The organism is Coleofasciculus sp. D1-CHI-01, assembly GCF_040218875.1.
Taxonomy (GTDB): Bacteria; Cyanobacteriota; Cyanobacteriia; order Cyanobacteriales; family Coleofasciculaceae; genus Coleofasciculus.
The window spans coordinates 1-4649 of sequence record NZ_JAVJQP010000065.1; the positions used below are offsets into that span (position 1 = coordinate 1).

Here is a 4649-nt window from a genome sequence, read left to right on the forward strand (position 1 = left end):
AATAGCTACGTTATGAAGGAATATATAGGTACTTCAAGGTGCTTCACTAGCCTTGAACTCTACGGTTCTAGATTAAACAGTTCTGATGGGTAGGAAGAGTGTCTAGAACAATAAACCCTTCATAACATTGGCGAAGTGAACCACTCGCAAGAGATGAACTTCATCTAGTTCAAACCAATGACAAAAGTGCTAGTAGTTAACAAAGATGAATGATTTGGTGGTATTCGACGGAAACGTTTATCGAGTACGAGGAATGCAAAATCTAGGAACTAGAGTAGCCTTTTATGCTGATAAAAACTTAACGGCTGATGTCAGAAAAATCCAACCCTATTTATGGAGAAAAGGAATTTGTGAGCAACTTACATCCTGACTCGCATTCATCTACGCTTGATTCAAAGAATACAAGACGTAGGATTCGGCGAGATCCGGCTAAATAAAGAGAGAGTTATGGGATCAAGGATGTCAGAAACGTCAGCACAAAAGCGGATAGTCGTCGTTGGTGCCGGATGGGCAGGTTTAGGAGCGACTCATCATCTTGCTCAACAAGGCTACAATGTTACTCTTCTAGAAGCCGCCCCCTATCCCGGTGGATTAGTAGCTGGATGGAAAACCTCTGGGGGGCGTTCAGTCGAGGGGGGTATTCATGGGTTCTGGTATCCCTATCGCAATATCTTTCGCCTGGTTCACGAATTGGGGCTCCAACCCTTCACACCTTTTACCCATTCCTCCCAATATTCTCCTGCTGGGTTAGAAGTAGAATCGCCTCTGTTTCAGAATGAGTTCCCGCTTCCTACCCCATTGGGAACGTTTCTCTATCCCAAGTTTAGACGCCTACCTCTGATTGACAGGCTTTCTGCTTTACCTCTCCTGTATGCTCTGATTGATTTTGATAATTCTGATCAAGCATGGCGACGTTATGATCAGGTAACCGCCCGCGAACTCTTTAAACAGTTTGGTGTCTCTGCCCGATTGTATCGAGATTCCTTTGAACCGATGCTATTGGTGGGGTTATTTGCCCCTGGCGAGCAATGTTCAGCCGCCGCCGCCCTGGGAATGCTCTATTACTTCATTTTGGCTCACCAACCTAATTTTGATGTCGTCTGGTGTCGGGGAACGGTGGCAGAGATGATTTTTAAACCCTGGGTGGAGCGGATTGAGAAAGCCGGGGGACGAGTGCTGACGAATAAGCGGGTGAATGATATTCTCTTGGACGATAGGGGTAAGGCTAAAGCGGTTGTCTGTGGTGAGGATGTCTTTGAAGCCGATGCGGTTATTTTTGCCGTTAGTGTCAATGGCATGAAAAAAATTGTCAGTGCGAGTAGTAGTTTGCAACCCTATTCGGAATTCCGAAATTTGAGAAACTTAGGCGCAATTGATGTCCTGGCAACCCGGTTATGGTTTGACCGGAAAGTTATTCTGCGGAATCCGTCTAATGCTTGTTTTGGCTTTGATCCGACGACGGGATGGACATTTTTTGATTTGAATGCGTTGCATGATGAATATGCATATCAACCGGGAAGTGTCATTGAAGCAGATTTTTATCATGGGAATCAGTTATTGCCCATGAGTGATGAGCAAATTGTGGCAAAGGTTCATCGAGATTTAGCCACTTGTGTGCCAGAGTTCCGGGATGCCAAGGTTATTGATAGCAGTGTGATTCGTGTACCGCAAGGGGTAACGCATTTTGCACCGGGAAGTTATCAGTATTTGCTGCCAGCGACAACTCCGATTGATAATGTTTTTATGAGTGGGGATTGGATTGTTACCCATCACGGTTCTTGGTCACAGGAGAAGGCATACATAACGGGTTTAGAGGCGGCAAATTTGGTAATTGACCGTTTTGGGTATGGAAATAAGGCAAATATTATTCCGGTTGAACCTGATGAACCTCATATTCAATTGGGGCGGATGATTAATAAAACGGTGCGGGATTGGGGGAAGACAGTATTACCTGATTTTTGGTTACCTTAGCAGCAAGGCAGATGGCAGATGGCAGATGGGATTTATTTCGAGAAGGCACGAGTTAGGAAGGGCGGGTGTTGTTGAAAGGTTATCGGTCAATAGCAAAATTAAGCGGCTAAACCCGCCCCTACGATTTATTTATGGATTCTGCCGAATATATTGTAAGATACCTTGTGCGATCGCGCTTGCCATTTGGCTCTGGTGTTCGGGTGTCGCTAGTCTAGGGTTATCCTCTTGTCCGGTAACAAATCCAACTTCCACGAGGACGGCGGGTATGGGGTTATTACGCAGGACGTAAAATCGGGCTTGTTTCACGCCGCGATCGCGAATCTGAATTCTCTGTAAAATACTATCATGTATGGTTTGAGCCAGACCCTGACCATTCGAGTAATAATAGGTTTCCAATCCATTCACATCAGGACGACGACCAACAGCATTCGCATGGATACTCACAAATAAGTCCGCCTGGGCTTGTTTTGCCATCTCCACGCGGGGTGCTAAGTCTACAAAATAATCGCTGGTTCGGGTAAGAACCACTTGAATCCCTTGTTGCTGTAAAATGGCGGCAACTTGTTGAGAAATGGGCAAAATTACATCCTTTTCCCGCAATCCATTTAATCCAACCGCACCGGGATCTTTTCCTCCATGTCCGGGATCAACCATAACCACAATACGGCGGTTGGGAACTTGGGAACTATGGAAAGGAGGATTGCTGGTGATAGGCGGTATAACAGAATTTTGCGACGGTAGGGGGGTGGGTGTGGTTAATTGGACAACTCGTTGCGGTGGTGGTAACTGCACTGTCCACATCCGAGGGGAGAATCCCTTAACTAGAACCTGTTGGGGATTAATCGTATAACCCGGATTAAACTCAATCACCAAGCGCGTGGTTTGGGGGTTCAATTGACTGACACGCACCACCCGCACTGCACCACCGACTAATTGTTCTAATTTGGCATTCTCCAGGGGGATACCGGCTAAATCAATCACCAGGCGGTTGGGATTGGCAAGAAATTGCCCTCTGGGTTGTACCCCTTCATCAGTGGTAAAGACGAGTTGATTTTGATTCACATCAAAGCGCCAGGAGAGCAATCTCGCCGCTTGCGCTGGAAAGGAGAGCAAAAAAAAGCCGAGAAAACTGGGAAGTAGCCAGTGCAGTTTCACCGTTAAAGTTCCTCTAGACAGGGGACAGGGAGATGGGGAGATGATATTTAATTAGTCGGACACTCCTTGTAAAATCAGGACTTACGCAGGCTTTTCCGTTGAACCAACACCTGTGGGTAATCCTTTATGAATTGCCCCTACGATGTAGGCGCTGTGCGTCAGCAATTCTACCTTTCAATATCCTGATCGTTGATTAGCACATACATCCAGACAACGACAACCGCCGTCACCAGCAGCAGGGGGTATTCAGGCAGCGCCGCTAAGATTACAATTATCTCCAGGATGGTTTTAAGGTCTTCAAATAGTTTCATTGAATCAGATTGAACTCATAATCCTATTCAACGAGAACCCTAGGTGAGTAACGAGTTGAGAACTTTAGCTGAGGTGGCTGACTTATGGCTAACTTTGAGTTGACCTGAATTGACTTTTCGCTGATTATGAATAATGGCGCGATCGCTTAAAGTTGTCCCAGAGTACATACAACACGTCAAATCAGCACTTCGGCGCAATGGCTACCCCAGCCAAAAGAAGTTTGCTGAACACGTTACCCCATCGTTATCCACGGTTAAAAAATTCCTCAATGGCGAACCCATTGATTTTGAGTATTTTGTCGAACTGTGTGACGCATTGGGGTTCACGAATGGCTGGATAAAGTTGAACAAACCTTAGACAACAACACTGCACTCCTAGCATTAGACGAATTCGAGGTACTGGATAAAGCCTTAACTGAAGGACATTTCAGCGAAACCGATGTCCTGGGGATGCTACGCCATCTCATCCAACACCGCCCCCGCTTCAAAGTCTTACTGGCTGGCTCTCATACTATCGAAGAATTTCAGCGCTGGGCGAGTTACCTGATTAACGTTCAAGTTGTGCATATCAGTTACCTGAACGAACCCGAAGCCCGCCAACTGATTGAACGCCCCATCCCAGAGTTTACCCTACGCTATGAACCGGATGCAGTTGAGCGAGTCCTCTGCTTAACCCGATGTCATCCCTGCTTGGTACAATTACTATGCTCTGAGATTGTCGCCCTGAAAAATGAGCAAGAGGTATCCGTTCGCCGACTAGCAACTGTAGCTGATGTTGAAGCCGCCGTACCCGAAGCCTTAAGTAGTGGTAGCTTCTTCTTTGCCGATATCGAACGCAATCAAGTGGATGAGTTGGGATTGGCGATACTGCGCTTTTTAGCTGCACAAGGGGAAGGGGCGAGTATTGGTGAGGTGGCGTTATCCCGCGAGTTTTCGGATCATTTGAATCCTACCCTTAATTTACTGTTGCAACGGGAGTTAATTGAAGACAGTGGTGGCGGCTACGGCTTCCAGGTGGAGTTAATCCGGCGCTGGTTTGCTAGAGAGATACGGGAGTAATATCTTGAGTTCGTCGTTACGCTGTCTTCGCCCTACGCGATCGCATCACTAAAAACCTTAGCCAGCAAATCAACAATGGTGTTGGGTTTCGTTCCTCAACCCAACCTACAACTGACTGAGTAAGTCTTTGAACCCGTTTTAACGGGTTTAAGC

General features: G+C 46.6%; 4 protein-coding genes and 1 pseudogene. 2 read left to right on the forward strand and 3 right to left on the reverse strand.

The genetic code is table 11. The features are described from left to right. The first annotated feature begins 459 nt into the window (after window positions 1-459). A complete protein-coding gene (locus tag RIB93_RS12500) occupies window positions 460-1971 on the forward strand; it encodes a hydroxysqualene dehydroxylase (RefSeq protein ID WP_446373093.1) in 1512 nt (503 codons plus the stop codon). 129 nt (window positions 1972-2100) lie between these two features. On the opposite strand, the gene RIB93_RS12505 is transcribed toward RIB93_RS12500, so the two are convergent. The 3 genes from RIB93_RS12505 to RIB93_RS12515 form a co-directional block, all read right to left on the reverse strand. Beyond that, on the reverse strand, window positions 2101-3126 hold the full coding sequence (locus RIB93_RS12505; protein ID WP_446373094.1) for an N-acetylmuramoyl-L-alanine amidase: 1026 nt from the start codon (window positions 3124-3126) through the stop codon (window positions 2101-2103). A gap of 167 nt (window positions 3127-3293) precedes the next feature. Continuing rightward, entirely contained in the window at window positions 3294-3437 is a 144-nt protein-coding gene (locus RIB93_RS12510; protein ID WP_446373095.1) for a hypothetical protein, read from the reverse strand. Between the two features lie 39 nt (window positions 3438-3476). Beyond that, window positions 3477-3605, reverse strand: coding sequence for a hypothetical protein (locus RIB93_RS12515; protein ID WP_446373096.1), 129 nt, complete (start codon window positions 3603-3605; stop codon window positions 3477-3479). 159 nt (window positions 3606-3764) lie between these two features. Here RIB93_RS12515 and RIB93_RS12520 point away from each other — a divergent pair. Further along, window positions 3765-4496: pseudogene (locus RIB93_RS12520) on the forward strand (AAA family ATPase); the annotation flags it as partial. Window positions 4497-4649: the final 153 nt, after the last annotated feature.